The organism is Wenzhouxiangella psychrophila (genome assembly GCF_042310375.1).
GTDB lineage: Bacteria > Pseudomonadota > Gammaproteobacteria > Xanthomonadales > Wenzhouxiangellaceae > Wenzhouxiangella.
Genome location: NZ_JBHJMQ010000008.1, coordinates 106,539 through 125,662 on the forward strand (window position 1 = coordinate 106,539; position 19,124 = coordinate 125,662).

General features: G+C 63.9%; 18 protein-coding genes. 11 read left to right on the forward strand and 7 right to left on the reverse strand.

Going from position 1 to position 19,124, the window contains the following annotated elements; translation table 11 throughout:
• Window positions 1–244 precede the first annotated feature (244 nt).
• Window positions 245–1,168: a GTP cyclohydrolase II gene (locus tag ACDC66_RS11250; RefSeq protein ID WP_459117385.1), complete on the forward strand. Its 924-nt coding sequence runs from the start codon at window positions 245–247 to the stop codon at window positions 1,166–1,168.
• Between the two features lie 22 nt (window positions 1,169–1,190).
• On the opposite strand, the gene ACDC66_RS11255 is transcribed toward ACDC66_RS11250, so the two are convergent.
• Together ACDC66_RS11255 and ACDC66_RS11260 are read right to left on the reverse strand one after the other, a co-directional pair.
• On the reverse strand, window positions 1,191–2,006 hold the full coding sequence (locus ACDC66_RS11255) for a creatininase family protein (protein ID WP_376696820.1): 816 nt from the start codon (window positions 2,004–2,006) through the stop codon (window positions 1,191–1,193).
• A complete protein-coding gene (locus tag ACDC66_RS11260) occupies window positions 1,978–2,730 on the reverse strand; it encodes an FkbM family methyltransferase (RefSeq protein WP_376696821.1) in 753 nt (250 codons plus the stop codon). The genes ACDC66_RS11255 and ACDC66_RS11260 overlap by 29 nt, the downstream gene beginning before the upstream one ends.
• 95 nt (window positions 2,731–2,825) lie before the next feature.
• On the opposite strand from ACDC66_RS11260, the gene ACDC66_RS11265 reads away from it, so the two are divergent.
• The 3 genes from ACDC66_RS11265 to ACDC66_RS11275 all read left to right on the forward strand — a co-directional run bounded on the left by ACDC66_RS11265 (window position 2,826) and on the right by ACDC66_RS11275 (window position 6,302).
• On the forward strand, window positions 2,826–4,418 hold the full coding sequence (locus ACDC66_RS11265) for an LTA synthase family protein (RefSeq protein ID WP_376696822.1): 1,593 nt from the start codon (window positions 2,826–2,828) through the stop codon (window positions 4,416–4,418).
• Window positions 4,419–4,572: 154 nt separating this feature from the next.
• Window positions 4,573–5,508, forward strand: a complete 936-nt coding sequence (locus tag ACDC66_RS11270) for a glycosyltransferase family 2 protein (RefSeq protein WP_376696823.1) — start codon at window positions 4,573–4,575, stop codon at window positions 5,506–5,508.
• A 17-nt stretch (window positions 5,509–5,525) separates the two neighbouring features.
• Window positions 5,526–6,302, forward strand: a complete 777-nt coding sequence (locus ACDC66_RS11275; RefSeq protein ID WP_376696824.1) for a hypothetical protein — start codon at window positions 5,526–5,528, stop codon at window positions 6,300–6,302.
• Between the two features lie 11 nt (window positions 6,303–6,313).
• Here ACDC66_RS11275 and ACDC66_RS11280 read toward each other — a convergent pair whose 3' ends face one another.
• Complete coding sequence (locus ACDC66_RS11280; RefSeq protein ID WP_376696825.1) at window positions 6,314–7,336, reverse strand: zinc-dependent alcohol dehydrogenase family protein; 1,023 nt, start codon at window positions 7,334–7,336, stop codon at window positions 6,314–6,316.
• Between the two features lie 129 nt (window positions 7,337–7,465).
• Here ACDC66_RS11280 and ACDC66_RS11285 point away from each other — a divergent pair, with 129 nt between their 5' ends.
• Entirely contained in the window at window positions 7,466–7,735 is a 270-nt protein-coding gene (locus ACDC66_RS11285) for a hypothetical protein (protein WP_376696826.1), read from the forward strand.
• A 10-nt stretch (window positions 7,736–7,745) separates the two neighbouring features.
• Here the strand turns inward: ACDC66_RS11285 and ACDC66_RS11290 are convergent, their stop codons facing one another.
• A complete protein-coding gene (locus tag ACDC66_RS11290; protein ID WP_376696827.1) occupies window positions 7,746–8,282 on the reverse strand; it encodes a SixA phosphatase family protein in 537 nt (178 codons plus the stop codon).
• A gap of 83 nt (window positions 8,283–8,365) precedes the next feature.
• Here ACDC66_RS11290 and ACDC66_RS11295 point away from each other — a divergent pair, with 83 nt between their 5' ends.
• Complete coding sequence (locus tag ACDC66_RS11295; RefSeq protein ID WP_376696828.1) at window positions 8,366–9,778, forward strand: M20 family metallopeptidase; 1,413 nt, start codon at window positions 8,366–8,368, stop codon at window positions 9,776–9,778.
• A 7-nt stretch (window positions 9,779–9,785) separates the two neighbouring features.
• A complete protein-coding gene (locus ACDC66_RS11300; protein ID WP_376696829.1) occupies window positions 9,786–10,295 on the forward strand; it encodes an adenine phosphoribosyltransferase in 510 nt (169 codons plus the stop codon).
• An 81-nt stretch (window positions 10,296–10,376) separates the two neighbouring features.
• Here ACDC66_RS11300 and ACDC66_RS11305 read toward each other — a convergent pair whose 3' ends face one another.
• On the reverse strand, window positions 10,377–12,623 hold the full coding sequence (locus ACDC66_RS11305) for a S8 family serine peptidase (RefSeq protein ID WP_376696830.1): 2,247 nt from the start codon (window positions 12,621–12,623) through the stop codon (window positions 10,377–10,379).
• 277 nt (window positions 12,624–12,900) lie between these two features.
• Here ACDC66_RS11305 and ACDC66_RS11310 point away from each other — a divergent pair, with 277 nt between their 5' ends.
• The 4 genes from ACDC66_RS11310 (at window position 12,901) to ACDC66_RS11325 (ending at window position 18,011) form a co-directional block, all read left to right on the forward strand.
• Entirely contained in the window at window positions 12,901–14,286 is a 1,386-nt protein-coding gene (locus ACDC66_RS11310; protein ID WP_376696831.1) for a tryptophanase, read from the forward strand.
• 85 nt (window positions 14,287–14,371) lie between these two features.
• Window positions 14,372–15,754: an aldehyde dehydrogenase family protein gene (locus ACDC66_RS11315; protein ID WP_376696832.1), complete on the forward strand. Its 1,383-nt coding sequence runs from the start codon at window positions 14,372–14,374 to the stop codon at window positions 15,752–15,754.
• 20 nt (window positions 15,755–15,774) lie between these two features.
• Entirely contained in the window at window positions 15,775–16,572 is a 798-nt protein-coding gene (locus ACDC66_RS11320) for a lysophospholipid acyltransferase family protein (protein WP_376696833.1), read from the forward strand.
• Window positions 16,573–16,652: 80 nt separating this feature from the next.
• On the forward strand, window positions 16,653–18,011 hold the full coding sequence (locus ACDC66_RS11325) for an aminotransferase (protein WP_376696834.1): 1,359 nt from the start codon (window positions 16,653–16,655) through the stop codon (window positions 18,009–18,011).
• 239 nt (window positions 18,012–18,250) lie between these two features.
• On the opposite strand, the gene bfr is transcribed toward ACDC66_RS11325, so the two are convergent.
• Complete coding sequence (gene bfr, locus ACDC66_RS11330; RefSeq protein WP_376696835.1) at window positions 18,251–18,736, reverse strand: bacterioferritin; 486 nt, start codon at window positions 18,734–18,736, stop codon at window positions 18,251–18,253.
• A 73-nt stretch (window positions 18,737–18,809) separates the two neighbouring features.
• The gene (locus ACDC66_RS11335) at window positions 18,810–19,040 is read right to left on the reverse strand and encodes a (2Fe-2S)-binding protein (RefSeq protein ID WP_376696836.1); all 231 of its coding nucleotides are present in this window, start codon (window positions 19,038–19,040) and stop codon (window positions 18,810–18,812) included.
• Window positions 19,041–19,124 lie beyond the last annotated feature (84 nt).

The following is a 19,124-nucleotide window of genomic DNA, read 5'->3' on the forward strand; positions in this document are numbered from 1 at the left end:
GCCGCGCCCGTGCATAATTGATCAGAGGTTCCCAAAACATGGAAAAGCCATGCACCAAGTAGAACGTGCAATTTTCGACCTCCGCCGGGGGCTTCCTGTTGTCATAGACGACGACAGCGACCGACCTGACACCAGCGTTCTGGTCTATCCCGTCGAATCCATTGCGGGTGATGACTTGAGGGAGGTCCTCGAACTGGCGGGAGGGCAGCCGGCCCTGACCATGACTCGTCACCGGCTTGAAGCAATGGGGTTTTCCATGCAGGCCGAGGCGGCCTGCCTGCCGCTACGCCGGGCCGACGGCGTGCGCGCCGAAGCGCTGTACCTGGCCGCGGCGGCCAGCGAGGGGATCCGGGCCGGCCTGTTTGACGACCCGCGTCCGGCCAGCACCACCGAGCGAGCCGCGCTGGCGCTCATGCGTCGCGCCCTGCTGGTGCCCGCAGCGCTGACCGCGCGCATCGACAGCAGTCGTCGTTCTGCGCTGGAGTCCATGGTTGCCGACGGCAGGCTCCTGCGTGTGTCGGCGAAATCGGCGGAACGCTGTTTCGAGTCGGGCAGGGGAATGCTGCGCCGGGTCAGCGAGGCGGATGTACCCTTGGCCGAGTCGGTCCGCTCGCGTTTTATCCTGTTTCGCGAACCCGACGGTTTGCGCGAGCATGTCGCGGTCGTCATCGGCGACGCGGCAAACTGGCCTGAAGAGGTACCCGTTCGCCTCCACTCGGCCTGCCTGACCGGCGATCTCTTCGGCAGCCTGCGCTGCGACTGCGGCGAACAGTTGCAGAATGCGGTGCGAACCATATCTGATCTCGGCGGCGGGGTCTTGCTGTACCTGGCGCAGGAAGGGCGGGGCATCGGCCTGGCCAACAAGCTGCGTGCCTACGAGCTGCAGGACGCCGGGCTCGATACGGTCGATGCCGACCAGGTTCTGGGTTTCGGGGAAGACGAGCGGCGTTATCGCGTGGCCGTCGACATCCTCTCCACGCTTTCCGTCCACCGCGTCAAACTTCTGACCAACAATCCCAACAAGATGCGGGCGCTGGCCGAAGGCGGTATCGACGTGGCCGGGCGCGGCAGCCTCTATGGACGGGTCACCCGTCAGAATCGCCGCTACCTGGAGGCAAAGGCCCGACGCTCGGGGCACCTGCTGGGTGACGTGCTGGACGAGCAGTAATGCGTCGCAGGCGGGTCGCTTCTCAGGTCTCGTTCGAAGGCTGGGGCGGCCAGGCCAGGTCACGGCTGGCCTCGATCACTTTTGCCAGGCGCTTGGCGTAATGCCTGATCAGGCGCTCTCCCAGTTCCTCGCTGGCCGAGGCGGCATCGCCGACGACACCGGCCGGGTGCAGGTCTCCGGCAAGCCAGGCCCAGGCTGCTTCACCCTGCGGCGCCAGTGGTTCGCGCTGCGGGTGGTTCGGTTCGAAGTCCTGGGCCCGGTCCATGCGGACCAGTTCGGGCGCGAGGTGACGCATCATGGCCGTTTCGGCGAGGCCGCCGTGCAGCCCGTCACGCAGTTCCTCGGCAGCGATCAGGCCGGCGGGCGGCTCGAACTGCATGTAGCTGGCCTTGACTGCCAGCAGCCCCAGGCGGCGCAGTTCGAGCGCGGCGTCATTCAACCAACCGATGTTGCCGCCGTGGGCGTTGATCAGTACCAGGCGTTCGACACCGGCTCGGACGAGCCCTTCGCCGATGGCCACGATCTGGCGTCTCATCTGGTCGGCGGAAAGACTCAGGGTGCCGGCAAAATCGGCGTGCTCGTTACTTGCCCCGAGCGAGAGCGATGGCAGGATGAGCAGCGGGAAATCGTCGCTCAGGTGCGCGCTGGCGGCGTCAAGCAGACCGTCGCCGATGATCCGGTCGGTTGCCAGCGGCAGATGCGGTCCATGCTGCTCGACGGCGCCGAGCACCACGGCGGCAACCGGGTTTTGCGTTGCCAGGCGGGTGAAGTCGGTGGTGGTCAGCTCGCCCCAGTCGTGACGCATGGTTTCAGCTTCCAGTCGGGCCGCGAACGGCATAGAGATCGCCCGACGCCAGTCCGTCGGCGCCGGCGGCGAGCCAGTCGCGAATCGCCTGTGCTTGCGCCCATTCGGGCCACAGGAAATCCCGCTGCTCGCCGGGTATCGCATTGTAGCGATAGTCACCGAGGGTCGCCAGGCGGTCGATGCAGGCCTGTGCGCGGGGCAGGGCACCGGCGACGAACTCCACTGACAGGGCCGGCAGCGGGTGCGACAGGCCTTCGAGCACGTCGCTTTCGTGACCCTCGACATCGATCTTGCAGAAATCCGGCAGGCCATGACGATCGATCAGTTCATCCAGGGTGGTGATCGCCACCTCGATCTCGCGCGACCAGCGAACGGCGGCGAAACCGGCGTGCTCCCGCGTGACTTCTGTGCGCCAACCTTTCGACAGGGAAGCGACCGCGGGATGTGTCTCGCTCAGCGCCAGACGCCCCCGGCCGGGTCGGGCCCCGACCGCCTGTTCCAGCAGGATCACGCCGGAGTCGCGGCCGTGAAAGCGCCGCAGCCAACGCATTATGGATGGCTGGGGTTCGACGGCGACGACGCTCGCGCCCAGGCGCCGGAATGCTCGAGTGCGGTCGCCGAGATGGGCGCCGATGTCGAATGCCAGCCCGCCTTCCGGCACGAAGGGACGGTAAAGCGCCATCAGCCCGGGCAGGCGTCCGGGGCGGCGATAGGCCCACATCGACCGGGCCAGTCCAAGCGAGGCTCTCAGCGTCATCGGCACAATCCCTTCGAAGGCGGACCCAAGGCGGCGGGGTTTAGCTCGCGGATGATTGAACTCGTGTTCACGTTCAGCATTGTGCGTGATTCGGCGTGAACCCGCGCAACGACAACAGCGCCTCGGCGTCACCGCTGGCAAGATTGCTACTCGCCGGCCTGGCTTTGAACCTTCTCCTTGTGCTGCCGGCCTGGTGGCGTGACGGCCAGATCGGAAGCGTCTGGGTCGCGCCCGAAGCCTGGCTGATTCCGGCCCTCGTGGCACTGACTCCCGGACCAGGCATCCGTGCGGTGGTGCGAGCGGTGCTGGCCGCCTGCCTGGGGATGGCGGTAATCGCGGCCGCTTTTGATGGCCTGGTCCGCTCGGTCCTGAGCCGACCCCTCAATGCCTTCATCGATGTCGTCATGCTGCGCGCCGGCTTCGATTTGATCGACGGCAGTGCCGGGCGCTGGGCCGCGATCGCGGCCTCCCTGATCGTCGTACTGGCAGCCGCGGGCATCATCTGGGCGGTGTGGCGGCTGCTTGCTCTGACAGCGCTTTCTGCCCGGCGGTCGGTGCTGGCACTCTTCGCCGTCTGTCTGGTCTTGAGTATTCCCTGGGTCGCATCGAATCTGCCCGGCGTTGCGCCCCAGTTGCCGGGCTTGATGGCGCAGCAGGCCGAGCAGTTCGAGTACACGCGCCGGGCCCGTCAGGCGCTGTTGGCCGCGGAGGGCGATCCGGCCTTTGACACCCGCGCGCTGCCCGGGCTGGTCGGCCGTGACGTCTACATCGTCTTTGTCGAATCGTACGGCGCGAGCGTGCTTCGGCAACCGCGCTACTCAGACCGGATGATTCCATTCCTGGAACGCTGGCGGGAGCGGCTGGAATCGGCCGGACTGTCGCCCGTCAGTGGCCATCTCGTTGCGCCCATCCGCGGCGGTCAGTCCTGGCTGTCGCATGCCACGCTATTGAGCGGTCTGGAGATCGACAGCCCCGTCTGGTATCGAATGTTGCTGGCGCGCGATATCGACCTGCTTTCCAACGATTTTCGCGCCAGCGGACATACTGCGCTCAAGCTCGCCCCGGCCATTGTCGAAGCCTGGCCGGAGGGTGCGGAGCTCGGTTTTGACCGCGTCTACGCCGCCCGCGACCTGGGCTACGAAGGCCCGTCTCTGGGATGGGTGACGATGCCCGATGAATTCACGCTCCATGCCTTTGGCGAACAGATCCGCCCACGCTACGAAGGCGCGGTGTTCGCGCAGTTCGCCCTGATCAGCAGCCACTGGCCTTGGCGACCGGTGATCGAGACGACGCCCGATCCAGCGGACATCGGCGCCGGGCGGGTCTACGACCGATGGCGCGGCAAGGAAGGCAACCCTCTATCGTTGCTTTTCGATCCCGCCGGTCAGCAGGTCGCCTACCTGGACAGCATCGAGTATTCGCTCGAAGTGGTCTTCGACTGGGCTCGCCGAAGCCTGCCCGACGATGCGATGCTGATCGTGCTCGGCGATCACCAGCCGACTTCGGTGATAACCGGCCGCGACGTTTCCGCGGCTGTGCCGATTCATGTCATCAGTGCCGATGGGGGGCTGCTCGCCGGATTTCGCCGGCGCGGTTTCTTGGCCGGGATGGTTCCGGACCGCTCGCAGGAGGCCGTCGGCATGGAGCGTTTTAGACACTGGTTGCGAGAGGATTTCGCCGGCGACTGAGACGGGCGGATTCCGCGTCTGTGCATTTGCCATGAATGGCCCGGGGGCTTAGTCTATGGCGGACTTTCCACACCCTGACCGATCATGTTCATTGACAGTGCGATTAAGCAGTGCCGAGCCTTGCGGCATGCCGGTGGCCGTGCGGGGTTCGTGCATGGCTGACCAGGTTGCCTCGGCAGGGGGGCTGGGGTATCGATTGCGGCTTGGCGCCATCTGGCTGGCGGCCAGCGGGATGTTGCCCGCGCGCTGGTTCCAGCCGCCACCACCGAAAGAATCCGAGCGCGCCGCTCGTACGGGCAAGCTCCATGTCGAGATCGTCAGCCATTGCTGGCGCTATTCCCACTTGATGGCCTACCAACTCAGCTCACTGGTCAATCACCCGCCCGAGGACGTGGCGGTGACGATGACGGTGTTCCATGCGCCGGAAGATGTCGACACCGTGCGCTTGCTGGCATATTTCGGCGCGATGCAGGTGCCCAACGTGACCTGGAACTGGCAGGCTCGCGACAAGACACTGCTGTTTCGCCGATCGATCGGGCGCAACGAGGCGGCGCTGGCCAGCGATGCCGATTGGGTGTGGTTTACCGACTGCGATGTGGTTTTCCACGAGGGTTGCCTCGACGGTCTTGGGGACGTATTGCAGGGCGCACGCGACGCAGTGGTCTTTCCGGACCACGAGTTCTGCTCGCCGGTCTATGAGCCCGGGGACGCCGTACTCGAGGCCGCGCGCGAGCCGTGTGTGGTCGAAATCGACACGACGTCGTTCGTGCGACAGGAGCGCACGCGCGCGACCGGTCCGCTGCAGATTACGCACGGCGATGTGGCGCGTACCAGTGGTTATTGCCGGGATATCCCCGTCTACCAGCAGCCGACCGATCGCTGGGCCAAGGCGCAGGAAGACCGGGCTTTTCGCTGGCTGCTGCGAACGGGCGGCAGGCCGGTTGCGATTCCATCGGTGTATCGCATACGTCACCAGGCGAAGGGTCGCTACCGCAGGCGAGGCGTTCACAGCCGATTGCGCACCCGGGTTCGTCAGGCCCAGCTGCGGTTTCGCGAGCGTGGAAGAAACGGCGATACCGATCAGCCCTGACGGATCAGGTTTCAGCCATGACGCGAATCCGTTTTCATATCGGTGCGCACAAGACGGCCACGACCCACCTGCAGATGACCCTGGCCCGCTGCGGACTCGCAGCCGGTACGCGCTACGTGCCGCTCAAGCGGCTGCGGCGATTGCTGACCTCCCGCGTGAGGAAGGGGCGGCTGATCGTGCCCTGGCATCGCTGGTATTCGGGCACCTGGCTGTTTTCCGACGAGAATATCCTGGGGACCACCGCCAACGGTCTACGAATCTACCCGCAGCCGGCGGCCGCCCTGAAGTATTTCTCGGACTGTGATCTGTCCGTATTCCTGTGTGTTCGCAGTTACGACAGCTTTTTGCCTTCGGCCTGGGGCGAGCGGCTCTGGCACCACGAATTCCAGCCCTTCGAGCCGGAGATACCGCGGCGTCGATGGCCCGACGTGGTCGATGATCTGTTGGTGGCCCTGCCCGGAGTGCCGGTTCACGTCTGGCGCTACGAGGACTACCGGATGCATGCCGAAGCTATCGCCCGCTTTTACGCCGACGGCGCCATCGTGCGTTTTCCGCCGCCCCGGCAGTCGCAGCCCAAGTCCGGTTTTTCGGCGCGCGCGATCGCGGAGCTGGAAAGACATGCCGGGTCGAGAATCGGCAAGCGCCGGCTGGAGTCGATACGCGAGCGCTATCCGGTCGGAGAAGAATACCCCCGTTACGATCCGTGGAGCGATGAGCAGAGGGATATGCTTCGTCAGATGTACAGCGAGGATATCCGGATCCTACAGGAGCGCGTCGACGTCTGGGAGCCCTGAACGGGCAAGCGTCACACCGCCAGGTCGATCACGGCCGCGCCGGTGAAGCGGCCACTCCGAAGATCCTCGAGGGCCTGGTTGACCTGTTCCAGCCGGTAACGATGGACAGTGGTCCTGATCGGAACTCGAGGTGCCAGGGCAAGGAATTCCTCGCCGTCGCGACGCGTCAGGTTGGCAACCGAACTGAGGCTGCGTTCTTCCCAGAGCTTGTGATAAGGGAATGACGGTATATCGCTCATATGGATACCGCCGCTGACCACCCGGCCGCCGCGGTCGACATGATCCAGTGCCGTGACCATCAGTTCGCCCACCGGCGCGAACACCAGGGCGGCGTCGAGCGTCACTGGCGGTGCCTCGTCGCTGCCACCGGTCCAGGCCGCACCCAGCTCGCGGGCCAGTTGCTGGGCCGCGTCATCGCCGGGCCGGGTGAAGGTATAAACCGACTGGCCGAAGTGCTGCGCGACCTGCGCGAGGATATGGGCCGCGGCGCCGAAGCCGTAGATGCCGACGTGGGTATTGTTCTCACCGCCGGCCAGTCGCCAGGTACGGTAACCAATCAGTCCGGCGCACAACAGAGGTGCGATATCCAGGGGCGTGGCTTTGGGCGGTAGCGGAAAGCAGAAGGGTGCGTGGGCACGGGTGTATTCGGCGAATCCGCCGTCGAGCGTGTAGCCGGTGAACTCGGCCGATTCGCAAAGATTCTCCCGGCCGCGGCGGCAAAAACGGCAGTCGCCGTCGGTCCGGCCCAGCCACGGCACTCCGACGCGGTCGCCGACCGACAGATCAGGGACGTCGTTGCCCAGGGCCATGACCCGACCGACGATCTGGTGGCCCGGGATGAGCGGCAGCTTCGGTTCGTCGAGTTCACCGTCGACGATGTGCAGGTCGGTGCGGCAAAGTCCGCAGGCTTCCACGCGCAACAGAACCTGGTCTTCGGCCTCGATCGTCGGCACGGCAACCCGGCGCGATTCGAGCGGCCGGCCGGCCCCCTCGAACACCATAGCGTGCATGGTCTCGGGAATCGATTCGGTCATGGGGTGTTCAGCCTGCCCGGACGATGGTTTCAACCTCAGTGTAGATCGAATGTCCGTTCAGCGCATGCTCAGGGAGCCTCTCTTTGTGCGTGCTAGCCTCTGTATTGATTCTTGAATGGGGACGGATCGATGCGTGTTTTTCTTTTTATTTTCATGCTGCTGACTCCCGCTGTATATGCCAGTTGCGAGCTTTCCTCGGCGCGACTGGGTAACGAGTTACTCAAGGTGGGTGATTCCGAACGCAAGGTAATCGGGCATGATCCCGACCGCACCGTGCAACTGGAAAACCGGCGAGGCGGCGCCGCCGGCATTCGCTACGATTTCTACCTGCGCGGCAAGACCATCCAGGTTCATGTGCGCGGCGGCCGGATAGCGATGGTCTGCCATATCAACGACTGAATGCCGGGTTTCAATGCGCCGAGGGCTCGGATGCCGTTCCGTAGCGCGCGGAGATGACCTTCATGCTCGGATTGCCGGGCAGCAGAACGAACAGGCGGTCGTATTCCGCTTCATCGATGGGTGAGACCGGCTCGCCGCTCAGAGCCTCGACTATCAGCGGCACGGTGTTGGAGTGCCCGGCAATGACCAAAACGCCTCCGCTGCTCCATTCGCTTACAGCCCGTGCAATGGACGAGATATGGGCACGGATGCCGCCCGACTCGGCCGGAACGACGGTCACTTCAAGGCCCTGTCGCTCTCCCAGTACGGCAAGGGTCTGTCGGGTCCTCTTGTACTGGGATGCGATCAGGCCGGTCACGTCGGCGTGTTGGAGGGCATCGGCCAGTGCTTCGGCCCGGGCCCGTCCGGCTGCCGTCAGCGCGGGATCCCGTGTTCCGTCGTCGGCCTTTTCGGCGTGCCGGACAACGACAATGCTGCTCGGCTCGGCCATCGCGGCCAGCGGCAGGGTGAGTGCCAGGAACAATAACGCTGTTAGCAATGTGCGCATAGGTTTCCAGTATACAAAGTTCCTTCCCGAGCCCGTCGCTGACATAATGGAATCATGCAACTCTTAATGACGGGGATTGAACCATGAAAGTGGATCAGGCAGCTGCCACGATCGACAAACTGTGGCAGGAGAGCATCACCGACGAACTGGTCGAGTACGTCCGCATCCCGGCCAAGTCACCGCACTTCGACCCCGACTGGGAGAAGAACGGCTATATCGACGAGGCGGTGGAGCATATCGCCCGCTGGTGCCGGGAGCAGCCCATCGAGGGCCTGCAGGTCGAAGTCGTGCGCCTGGAGGGCCGCACGCCGCTGATCTTCATGGAGGTCCCGGGTACGGTCGACGACACCGTGCTGCTTTATGGCCACCTGGACAAACAGCCGGAGATGACCGGTTGGTCGGACGGCCTCGGCCCCTGGAAGCCGGTTATCTCCGACGGCAAGCTCTACGGCCGCGGCGGCGCCGACGACGGCTATGCACCCTACGCCTCCCTGGCGGCCATCCGAGCGCTGCAGGAGCAGGACAAGCCGCATGCGCGCTTCGTGCTCGTCATAGAAGGCTGCGAGGAATCCGGCAGCTACGATCTGCCGGCCTATATCGAGCATCTCTCCGATCGCATTGGTTCGCCCTCGCTGGTGGTCTGCCTGGATTCCGGGGCGGGCAACTACGAGCAGCTCTGGATCACCACATCGCTCAGGGGCATGGCCGCCGGTACGCTGCACGTCGATATCCTGAGCGAGGGCGTGCACTCGGGCATGGCCTCGGGCATCGTGCCGTCGAGCTTCAGGATCGCGCGGCAGCTGCTCTCGCGCGTGGAGGACGAAGATACCGGCCGCATCCTGCCCGACGAGCTCGCCGTCGATATTCCGCAGCAGCGGCGTGAACAGCTCGCGGCGGTGGCCGAGGAACTGGGGGAGGGCGTCTCGAGCGCGTTTCCCTGGGTGGAGGGGGCTGGACCGATGGGCGATTCACCCCTCGACCGGTTGCTCAACCGCAACTGGGGGTCGGCTTTGTCGGTCACCGGTCAGGGCGGGCTTCCCGAACTCGGCTCGGCGGGCAACGTGTTGCGGCCGGGCACTTCTCTGAAGCTTTCCATGCGCCTGCCGCCGACGCTCGACGGTGAAGAAGCCACCGAGCGTCTCAAGCGAATCCTGGAGGCCGATCCTCCCTACGGCGCAAAGGTGCGCTTCGAGCCCGAGGCCGGCGCCACCGGGTGGAATGCGCCGGAAGTCACGCCCTGGCTCGACGACGCCTGTCAGAACGCCTCGCAGGCGATCTACGGCAAGCCGGCGATGTATATGGGCGAGGGCGGCACGATTCCCTTCATGGCGATGCTGGGCGAGACTTTTCCGGCTGCCCAGTTCCTGATTACCGGGGTACTGGGGCCGAAATCGAATGCTCACGGGCCGAACGAGTTTCTGCACCTGTCGTATGCCAGCAAGCTGACGACGGTGGTCGCCGGCGTGCTGGCCGAACATGCCGCTCGCGGGCGCTGAGGCGGGCATGGACTACCGAGCGCTTGTTCGCGACGTTCCGGACTGGCCGGAACCTGGGGTGGTGTTCAAGGACATCACCCCGTTGCTGGCCGACCCAAAGGGGCTGGCCTGGGCCGTCGATCGACTCTACGAGCCCTTCGTCGGCAAGGGGATCGACCTGGTGGCCGGGATCGAGTCGCGCGGCTTCATCTTCGCCGTCGGCGTCGCCCGCGCCCTGGGTGCCGGTTTCATTCCCGTACGCAAGCCCGGCAAGCTGCCGCGAGCGACCGTTCGGCGCGAGTATGAACTGGAGTACGGCCGTGACGCGGTGGAAATGCACGCCGATGCAGCCGCCGAGGGGCAACGGGTGCTGGTTGTCGACGACGTGCTGGCTACCGGCGGTACCATGGCGGCGACCTGTGAATTGTTCGCTGAAACCGGCGCCGATGTGATCGGGGCGTCCGTACTGATCGAACTGGGCTTCCTCGAGGGCGCCGGGCGCGTTTCGGTCCCGCTGCACTCGGTGCTTGTTTACTAAGGGAACCTCCGGACTCGCTCCACAAAAAAACGCCCCGGAAGGCCGGGGCGTTTTCGTTTCCGGTCGTATTGACCGTTCAGGTCACGGCGTGTCCAGCCACAGATCGTAGCTGCCGCTGCCCGAGTAGGACAGGACCTTCCAGTAGTAGTAACCGGCGCTGCCGTCGTAGCTGATGGACTCTTCACTGTCGGCGCTGGCCGAATTGGCCACGCGGCTCCAGTCAGAACCATCCCAACGATACAGCTCGAGGTCGAAGTCGGCGTCGGTCGGGCCGACCAGCCAGCCGTTGTGCGTGCCCGAGCCGGCGTAGTAGTAGTCGCCGTCGGGTTGCACTTCGGAGTCGCCGTCACCCAGCGAGCCGGAGTACTGGTCGCAGTCGGTGCAGGGTGCACCGCCGTCGCCGCCATCACCGCCGTCGTCTTCGTCGTAGCTGGCGACGAGGCTGACGCCGGAGTAGCTGTCGTAGCCGTGAATCATGATGTGGTACATGCCGGCTTCCGGATCGTCGAACGTGCAACTCTCTTCGTTGCCCGCTTCGTACGGACGGCAGTCGTAGTCCGACCTGGTCGGCTCCGAGCCGAACTTCACGTACAGGTCGGCATCACCCGAACCGCCGCTCATGTCGACAGCGAGGTTGCTGGCGTCCGAGGGGACGTCGATGGTGAAGAAGGTTTCGGAATCCTGGGCACCGGACAGGTCGTCGACCGGCTCGCCGTTGGTGAGTTCGGAGCCGTCTCCGCCATCGTCACCGTCGTCTCCGCCGTCGTCTTCGTCGAAGCTGGCGACGAGGCTGACCCCGGAGTAGCTGTCGTAGCCGTGGATCATGATGTGGTAGGTGCCTGCCTCCGGATCGTCGAACGTGCAGGTTTCGTCGTTGCCCGCTTCGTATGGACGGCAGTCGTAGTCCGAGCTCGTCGGTTCCGAGCCGAACTTCACGTACAGGTCGGCATCGCCCGAACCGCCGCTCATGTCGATGGCGAGGTTGCTGGCGTCCGACGGGACGTCGATGGTGAAGAAGGTTTCGGAATCCTGGCTGCCGGACAGGTCGTCGACTGACTCGCCGTTGGTCAGCTCGGTCGTGCCGCCGTCGCCGCCGTCATCGCCGCCGTCATCATCATCCCCACCGTCACTGCCGTCGAACAGCGAGTACGCCAGCAGGTTGGGGGAACCCGAACCAATGCTGCTCAGGCGACCGCTCGTGCCGCTGTCGTAGATCGCGTTTTCGACCTGGGTTGGCGTGGCGCCGGAATTGTCGGCCAGGTAAAGGGCGGCAATGCCGGCCACGTGCGGCGAGGCCATCGAGGTGCCGCTGATGGTGTTGGTGGCGGTATCGTTCGTGTACCAGGCCGAGGTGATGTCCGAGCCCGGCGCGAAGATGTCCACGCAGTCGCCGTAATTGGAGAAGCTGGAGCGGCTGTCGGCATCAGTGGTGGAGCCGACCGTGATGGCGTCGGCCGAGCGCGCCGGCGAGGAGTTGCAGGCGTCCTGGCTTTCGTTGCCCGCGGCCACGACCACGGTGACACCGGCGTCGCGCATGTTGGTCACGGCGTCGTCGATGCTCGAGGACGCGCCGCCGCCGAGGCTCATGTTGGCCACGGCCGGGAACTGCGCGTTGGCCGCGACCCAGTCCATGCCCTCGATGACGCCGGAATTGGTGCCGGAGCCTTCACAGTCGAGCACGCGCACACCGTGTACGGTCGCGCCCTTGGCCACGCCGTACGTCGAACCGGCAACCGTGCCCGCGACGTGCGTGCCGTGGCCGTTGCAATCGTCGCTGCCGTTGCCGTCGTTAATGGCCGAGTAACCCTGGCCCATGCGTCCGCTGAACTCGCTGTGGGAACTCAGAACGCCGGTGTCGACGATGTAGGCGTGCACGCCGCTGGCGGTGGTGTTGTAGGTGTACTCGCTGTCGAGCGGCAGGTCGCGCTGGTCGACGCGATCCAGGCCCCAGGTCGCGTTGCTCTGGGAGGCTGCGACATGCGTGATGCCGTCTTCCTCGACGTAGGCCACGCGATCATCCTCGAGCAGGTTGACCAGGGTGTCCTCGTCGGCTTCAATGACGAATCCGGGCAGCACGTGCGAGAAAGAACCCTTGAGCTGGGCGCCGTAATCGCGTGCCATGGCGCGAGCGGCAGCCGCGACCGTCAGGCCCTGACCCTGGCCGTTGCTGTTACCCAGTGTGGCGACACCGTCTTCTAGAACAACGATGTACTGGCCGGGTATTGGATCCTTGGCGGTTCGGAGGTCCGCTGCGTGGGTGGTGGAAAGGAAGGTGACGGCCAGCACGAGAACGCCGGACAGTCGGAGTAAGGATTTGCATCCAAGCATTTTTTCTCCTATTTCGATCAGTTTCTGTGAGTCCCCTTGATCGTTTACAGGCCCCATTCCTCCCGAAAGCCGCCACAGGGTATACACGATCGAAGCGGTGTAATTCCACCGATATCGCAATTCGATTTCCGTTTCTGTGAAAGTCATCACACAGAAATCCGGATATTGGTCACAATTTGCCCAGAATCCTGCAAACATTACGGCGCCTGTCCGGATGACGCTGGCTCGGTCAGCGGCTATCATCCGTGCTGGTTTCAATCAGCGAGTCAAAATCTCCATGCCCGAGCAGTTTCGTACGGTGATCGAGCCCTTTCGCATCAAGGCGGTCGAGCCGATCGCCATGACCACCCGGGAAGAGCGGGAAAAATTCCTTAAAACAGCCAATTACAACCCATTCAAGCTCAAGTCGGAGCAGGTCATCATCGACTTGCTGACCGATAGCGGCACTTCGGCGATGAGTGCCGAGCAATGGGCCGGCATGATGCGCGGCGACGAGTCCTATGCGGGCTCGACAAGCTGGCAGCGGCTCGAGCGGGTCATTCGGGATCTGACCGGCTATCCGCATATCCTTCCGACGCACCAGGGCCGGGCGGCCGAGCGGATTCTCTACAGCCATCTCGGGGGCGAGGGCAAGGTGTTTCTCAACAACACGCATTTCGACACTACCCGGGCCAATATCGAGTACAGCGGGGCCGAGGCGATCGACTGCGTCACGCCGGAGGCCGGCAAAGCCGACAGCGATTTCCCCTTCAAGGGCAATGCCGATGTCGCGCGCATGGCCGAGCTTGTCGAAGAGCACGGTGCCGAGAACATCGGCGCGGTCATCCTGACGGTGACCAACAACTCCGGCGGTGGCCAGGCGGTGAGCATGGCCAATACGCGGGAAGTGAGGGATCTTTGCCGCAAGCACGGCATCCTGTTCATTCTCGATGCATGCCGCATCGCCGAGAACGCCTGGTTCATCAAACAGGACGAGGAAGGATACGGCAACAAGTCCTGCCGGGAGATCGCCACGGAGATGTTCGGCCTGGCCGACGGCTGTGTGATGAGCGCGAAGAAAGATGCGCTTGTGAACATGGGCGGCTTCCTGGCCCTCAATGATGCTGAACTGGCCGAGCACTGCACGAGCGTGCTGATCATCACCGAGGGTTACACGACTTACGGCGGCCTGTCCGGCCGCGACATGGAAGCAATTGCCATCGGGCTCGACGAAATCTTCAACGAGGATTATCTGCGCTATCGAACTCGTTCGACTGCCTACCTTGGCGAACATCTCGACAAGCTGGGCATTCCCGTCATCAAGCCGATCGGCGGCCACGCCGTCTACGTCGACGCCGGCCAGCTCTACGATCATCTTCCGGTCGACCAGTACCCGGGCCAGTCCCTGGTGTGTGAACTCTACAAGATGGCCGGTATACGTTCCGTGGAAATCGGCTCGGTGATGTTCGGCAAGTACGATGCCGACGGCAAGCTGATTCCCGCCCCGCGCGAGCTGGTGCGCCTGGCGATTCCGCGCCGGGTCTATACGCAGAGCCACGTCGACTACCTCATCGAGGCCTTCGAGATCGTGCGCGATCAGCGGCATTCGGCGCCGGGGTATCGAATTACGCGGGAAGCGAGGTTCCTGCGGCATTTCACCGCGGACTTCGAGCCGATTCGATGAAGGTTTCAGGTTTCAGCATTCTGGGCGTATGCTGTTTTCGTAGACCGTGGCCCGTAGTCTGTAATCTGTAACCCGAGTTATCAAAATGAGTATCGAACCCGCCCAATACCCGAACATGCTGGACGAACTTCGTGCCAGCTTCGATGAGGGCGTTACGCGCTCTCTGACATGGCGCCGCGAGCAGCTGGCTAACGTTTCCCGCATGCTGGAGGAAAACGAGGTGCGCGTCGCGGATGCCCTGGCCGAGGATCTGGGCAAGCCGCCGCAGGAAGTTCTGCTGGGCGAGACGGCGCTGATCTTCAGCGAGGTCGATCATGCCCGTAAGCGTCTCAAGCGCTGGGCGAAACCGAGGCGGGTGCCGACGCCCATGGTCGGTAAGCCCGGCAGAAGCTGGGTGCAGCCCGAACCTTATGGCGTGGTGCTGATCATCGGTGCCTGGAACTACCCCATTCAGCTGCTTCTCAGCCCGCTGATTCCGGCGCTGGCGGCCGGTAATTGCGCGGTACTCAAACCATCGGAAGTGGCCGTGGCCACCTCGAAGTTGATGGCCGAGCTGATTCCGGAGTATCTGGACGAGCGCGCGGTGCGCGTGGTCGAGGGCGCGGTCGAGGAAACCACCGAACTGCTCAAGCAGCGCTTCGACCACATCTTCTACACGGGCGGTTCCGCCGTGGGCCGGATCATCATGCGGGCCGCCGCCGAGCATCTCACGCCGGTCACGCTTGAGCTCGGCGGCAAGAGTCCCTGCGTGATCGACAAGGGGGCAGATCTCGAATCCGCGGCTCGAAGACTGATCTGGGGCAAGTGCCTCAATGCCGGCCAGACCTGCATCGCACCCGATTACGTGCTGGTCACGCCGGGGGAAAGAGACAAGCTCATCGGCGCCATCGAGCATGAATTGTTCGAAATGTACGGATCCGATCGGCTCGGCAGTGCGGATTATTGCAAGATCATCAACCGCCGTCATTTCGATCGATTGCGCGCCTTGCTGGACAGTGGCCACGTGGTTATCGGCGGCCGTACCGACGAGGCGGGCTGCCGAATCGAGCCGACCGTGCTGACCGACGTTGCACCTGATTCGGCGGTGATGCAGGAAGAAATATTCGGCCCCATCCTGCCGATTCTGGATGTGAACGACCTGGAAGAAGCCATTGCCTTCATACGCCGGGGCGAGAAGCCGCTTTCGGCGTACCTGTTCACCCGCTCGGGCGAGTCCGAGCGACGTTTTGCCGAGTCGGTTTCGACCGGCAATCTGTGCATCAACGACACGCTGATGTTCATGTCGGTGCCTGACCTGCCATTCGGCGGGGTGGGCACCAGCGGCATGGGTCAGTACCACGGCAAGGCGGGCTTCGATCGCCTGTCGCATCTCAAGGCGGTGATGAAGCGCGGCCGCTTCCCGGAGATCCCGATCCGCTTTCCGCCTTACAGCCGGTTCAAGATGCGGATGCTCAAATGGTTTAGCTAAACATTAGATAGAGGGGAACGATGGAGGAACAGCGACACGGCGGCGGCGTAGCCGATTCGGCCGAACGCGGGGCGGCACGGCTGCGGCTCGTGCCCGAATGGCTGTGGTGGTCGATCAATGCGGTGCAGCTCGTTTTCACGCTGCTGTGGTCGGCCGGCTGCATCACCCTGGCCTTGTTGGTGCGGTTGCTGACCGGCAGCGAACGGGTCCCGCTTCGTATGGCGGCCTGGCTGTGGGCGCCGGTCCTTGTTCGTGGCGCCGGCGCGCGCCTGGAGGTTTCGGGCCTGGACAACGTGGACTTCTCGAAGCCCCACATGATAGTTGCCAACCACCAGTCGATGATCGAAATTTGTGCGCTGTTCATGGCGGTACCGGTCCCGCTTCGTTTCATGCTCAAGGCCTCGTTGGGCCGGGTGCCTTTCCTCGGTTGGTACACCAGGGCGATGGGTATGATCCTGTTGCAGCGCGGGAATTCCACGACCGTGACGGCTCAGCTTGAGCAGGCGGCCGAGCTTTTGCAAGGCGGCCAGAACCTGGTGGCCTTTCCCGAGGGGACGAGGAGCCGCGACGGCAGCGTGCGCCCCTTCAAGACCGGCGCCTTTCGTGCGGCGATCGACGCCGGTGTTCCCGTGGTGCCGGTGGCGATCGAGGGTAGCGGCCGGGTCATGCCGCCGGACGGCTTCAGGATTCGGCCGGGAAGGATTCGCCTGGCATTCGGCCGGGCGATTGCCACCGACGGTCTGGGCATGGCCGATCGGCGAGTGCTGGCGCACCGGGCTCGGCTTGCCGTGAGTGAACTCAAGCGGCAAATCGACTGACGCCTCTTCCCCGTCATCCACATTCGTCGGCAAAGGCCGTTATCATCTGCGCTGGCTTCAGATTCCGCAGCGTAATGCCAATGACCACCGACTCGCTCGGTCAGCTCGATCTCGACCACCTTTTTCACCCCTCGACCGACCTCAAGACGCACGGTCAGACCGGCCCGGTGATCTGGCAACGGGGGGAGGGCGTCTACGTCTATGACAGCGACGGGCGGCAATACCTGGAAGGTATGGCCGGTCTCTGGTGCACCGCCCTGGGCTACGGTGAGCCGGAGCTGGTGGAGGCGGCGAAAAAGCAGATGGAGACCTTCTGTTATGGCCCGCTGTTCGCCGGCAAGGCGAACGAACCCAGCATCCGCCTGGCCGCGAAGCTGGCCGAATGGGTCCCCATCGAGGGGGCTCGCTTCCTGTTCGGCTGCTCGGGCTCGGACGCCAACGATGCCCAGGTCAAGCTCATCCGCTACTACTTCAACGCCATCGGCAAGCCGCGCAAGAAGAAGATTCTCTCGCGTGGCAATGCCTATCACGGCGTGACCCTGGCTTCGGCGGCGCTGACCGGGCTGCCGGCTTTCCACAAGCATTTCGATCTGCCCGGCGAAGACGTCATTCACCTGACCGCGCCATACCACTATCGCCATGCCGAGGCGGGCGAGAGCGAGGAAGCCTTTTCCGATCGACTGGCCGATGAGCTGGAAGCCGTCATCGCCCGCGTGGGGAGCGAGAATATCGCGGCGATGATCGCCGAGCCGCTGATGGCAGCCGGCGGGGTGATTCCGCCGCCGGCCGGCTACTTCGACAAGATCCAGCCGATCCTGCAAGAGAATGACATCCTGCTGATCGACGATGAGGTCGTGTGCGGCTTCGGTCGTACCGGCAACGATTTCGGTTGCCAGACCTGGGATATCCAGCCGGCGACGATGACCATGGCGAAGGCCCTGTCCTCGGCCTACCAGCCGATTTCGGCCGTGGCGGTGCCGCCATTCATGTACGAGGCCATTTCCGAGGCCGCCGGCGAGATGGGCCTGTTCGCCCACGGTCTGACCTATGCCGGCCATCCCGTGGCGGCAGCTGTGGCGCTGCGCAATCTCGAATTGATGGAAGAGCGCGGTGTCATGGCGCATGCCGCGAAGATGGGAGAACGACTGCAGGCGGGTTTGCAGCGTATCTGCGAGCATCCCCTGGTAGGCGATGTCCGCGGCGAGAGCCTGATCGCCGGCGTCGAATTGGTGGCGGACCGCGAAACGCACGAGCGCTTCGCCCCGGAGAAGAAGATCGCCTTCAAGGCCGCCTCGGCCTGCCTGGAAGAGGGACTGGTCGTGCGCGCGCTGCCCGGCGATACCATTGCCGTCTGCCCGCCGCTGATCATCGATGAGGGGCAGGTGGATGAGCTGGTGGAGAAGTTGGTGCGGGGGCTTGATCGAGTGGAGCGCCTGTAGGCGCGTTGGCTCGTTCGCTGGTTGGCTGGTTCGGTTCTCCTGGATTTGCGGGGCGGCTACGCCGCGAAACAACTGGAGGAGGCTGGCCTTCGGTGCGTCACCCTAGCTTTCGCGGCTCAGCCGCCCACCAATAGTCCCAGAAGCCGAACCAGCTAACCAGCGAACCAGCGAACCAGCCAACTCACCCCCGGAGCCACTCCCATAGCAGGGTTGGCTGGTCTGGTCGAAGCCCGCAGGGATCAGTCGCCAACCTCCTGCTCACCCATCTGTGATTGCAGGTAGCGCTGCTCGCCGATGCGGTCGATCAGTTCGAGCTGGGTCTCGAGAAAGTCGGCGTGGCCTTCTTCATCGCGGATGAGGTCTTCGAAGAGTTCGCGGGTCGCGTAGTCGCCGACTGACTCGCATTCCTTGACGGCGGCCTTGTACATGTCGAGCGCCTCGTATTCGAGCTTGAGGTCGTTCTGCAGGCATTCGACCGGGTTCTCGCCAATCAGGAGGTGGTCGAGATCCTGGAGGTTGGGCAGGCCGCTTAGGAACAGGATTCGCTTGATGATGCGGTCTGCGTGCTTCATTTCGTCGATGGATTCCTCGTATTCCATCTCGGAGAGTTTCATCAGGCCCCAGTCCTCGTACATGCGCGAGTGGAGAAAATACTGGTTGATGGCGGTCAGTTCCGCCTTCAGGGCCTGGTTGAGGATGTCTATGATTTTTCGGTCGCCTTTCATTATGCTCTGCATTCGCCGGTTGGACTGGCTATAGGATAACGCCCGTGGCGAGTGCTGGCCAGAACGAAGTGCTTCAGGCCGTTTTGAGCATCTGGAGAGAGCCGCAGGGATCGATGACGGGCAGCGTGGGGCGTGGCGGCCGGGCCAGGGAAGCCTCGATGACGGCCTCGGCGTGATCGGTACAACGACCGCAAGTGCCGGAGCAGCCGGTCAGGGCCTGAATTTCGTTCAGGCTGTGATAACCCTCGGCAACCAGGTTGCGGATGGCGCGCTCTGTGACCGCATTGCAGACGCAAACGTACATGAGTGAAGAGTCGCATGAATGCGAATCATTGTCAATACCATCAACTCGGTGTGAGCGTCCGCCCGGCTTGCGCTGGCCGGTCAA